Raw genomic sequence first — 2090 nt, 5'->3', positions numbered from 1 at the left:
ATGTGATAAGGTTTCCTCTAAAAATAATGAACTTTGCTTGAGGTCAAGGTAGAAGCCAAAAGCGCCACCCATTCCAATATGCGTCATATTGTGGGTAAAAAGTTTTGAAATCATTTACCACTGGTAAATGATTTTTTTTTGCATAAGCTTCATATTCCTGCTTGCTGCTATACTTAATATATTTACCTGACGGTAATTGGTAGTCGTAGTAACCGCTTTTCGATGCGAAGTATAAATGATTATTACGAACTAAAAAACTATCTATATTGATTTGCGTGCGGTCCACATTTAAATAGGCATAGCCGTCGCCACTATTAATAATTCTCCCATGCCCGATAGGGATATTGGCTTCATCGCCAAGTCCATGATCTCCGTAATAAGTGAATGAAAAAATAAACAACAGAGCAGCTATGCTGAGATATGCTGTTTTGAATTTTATGCTTTTTAATCGACGATTTCCCGTAGTCTTAATTATAATAGATATAAAAAGCATTACCACTAACGAGTAAACAGCGGCTTGAAGTGCTATCTTAAATATTAGGAAAGCAAAATGAAAAAATGCGAACATTTAATAATTTTAGGTCTGCTATGGATATACTGTTACTGTTGCCTGCTATCAAGGTTGTTAAATCTCAAATATAAAGGATTTTAACCCGCAATTATTAAAAAATAAGTTTCCTCTGCGTTCTCGTAGAACAAGCCTGGATTCTATCTATATAGTTAGGCAACTTAGGTTACAGACTATTATTTCTAAAACCTTATCCGTCCTTTTAATATCGTAAATATTATTCAGTCGATGGCCATTGTTGCTTCATTCGGTGATACATTGCGGCTTTTGCCTGTAAGTCCATAAAATGGGCAATCCCTTTTTCCTGATAGTGCGTTAAAGTATCCAGTGTTTTGTAAACTACTTTAAGCATTCTTCTTGCTATGGCTACAATGACTTTTTGTACCCTCATCCGTTTGCGCAGGCGTTCAAACAATGCACGCCAATAAGAATCCTTTACCCGGACTGCCGCCCAGGCCGCAGTAATAATGGCGGTTTTTAGATAGGGATTACCTTTCTTTACAGATGTTTCGCGGCGTTTGCCTGCACTTTCATGATTACCTGGCGCCAGCCCACACCATGCGGTCAGGTGATCTGCGGTGTTGAACCGACTCATGTCGCTTCCAGCTTCACTTAAAATGATCTGTGCTGATTTGCCTGCAATACCAGTTATGCTGTCTAAGCATTCATATGCGACTGAGTAATGTGCCTGTGTAATCTCTACGATCATTGTTTCTAACGTTCCTAACTGTTTTGCCACATGATCCAAATCCTGCAAGAGCATTTGTAACTGCACTAGGTGGTGCGGTGCCAGTGTTCCATCGAGCGCTTTGCTCAATCCCTCTTGTTTTAGTTTTACACGTCCGAGAGCGCAGGCAATCAACTGTTGTTTGTCAGTCACTCCAGCCGCTAATAAGCGTATCATGCTCATGGCCGACTTTGTTTTGATACTACTGATGACAGAGCGCAACTTAATATTGTTACTTTCAAGTATCTTCAATAAGCGGTTCTGCGTTTTGTTCTGTTGCCGCATATAAAACAACCTGCTACGGCAGTGATCACGTAGTATCCGCTGCTCGGCTGTGGGCATAAAACTTGGCCTTACCAATCCGTTCAGCAACAACGTGCAAAGCCATTTGGCATCCTTACGGTCAGTCTTGCGCTTAGGTACCTGTTTAATATGTGTGGGATTGGCAACTGTTACGCTTATGCCTGCTTCGGTAAGTATGGCGTAAAGACTCATCCAGTAGATCCCTGTACTTTCCATTAGGCAATGCTCGATTTGATGGCTTTGCAGCCAGTCCCTGACTTGCCGAAGTTCACAGGTGAATGTTCCAAACTCTTTGAGGTCTTGGCCGCTGCCGTCCTTGCACGAAATAAAGCCGACGATCTTGTCTTTGTGCATATCCAGACCACATGCTTTATCAAGTTGCGGGATAATGTTTACATCTGCACTGTTCTGTTCTTTCATAAATGTCCTCCTTTTTTATAGAGAAGACATTTTTATAAGCCTGGGTGTTTCTTGAATCATATCACTTAGGTT

General features: G+C 40.9%; 2 protein-coding genes. Both read right to left on the bottom strand.

The genetic code is table 11. The features are described from left to right. Positions 1–43: 43 nt before the first annotated feature. The gene (locus tag EOD41_RS20495; RefSeq protein ID WP_127708706.1) at positions 44–568 is read right to left on the bottom strand and encodes a hypothetical protein; all 525 of its coding nucleotides are present in this window, start codon (positions 566–568) and stop codon (positions 44–46) included. A gap of 217 nt (positions 569–785) precedes the next feature. Then, positions 786–2018 (bottom strand): IS110 family RNA-guided transposase, encoded by a 1233-nt coding sequence (locus EOD41_RS20490; RefSeq protein WP_127708703.1) that lies wholly within the window; start codon positions 2016–2018, stop codon positions 786–788. Positions 2019–2090 lie beyond the last annotated feature (72 nt).

It is taken from the genome of Mucilaginibacter limnophilus, from assembly GCF_004005815.1.
GTDB classification, from domain to species: domain Bacteria; phylum Bacteroidota; class Bacteroidia; order Sphingobacteriales; family Sphingobacteriaceae; genus Mucilaginibacter; species Mucilaginibacter limnophilus.
This window is presented reverse-complemented; position numbering and strand designations above follow the sequence as displayed.

Bases quoted from the DNA above. Each gene is read 5' to 3' on its own strand.
- EOD41_RS20490 (WP_127708703.1), bottom strand. From the start codon at position 2,018: ATGAAAGAACAGAACAGTGCAGATGTAAACATTATCCCGCAACTTGAT.
- EOD41_RS20495 (WP_127708706.1), bottom strand. From the start codon at position 568: ATGTTCGCATTTTTTCATTTTGCTTTCCTAATATTTAAGATAGCACTT.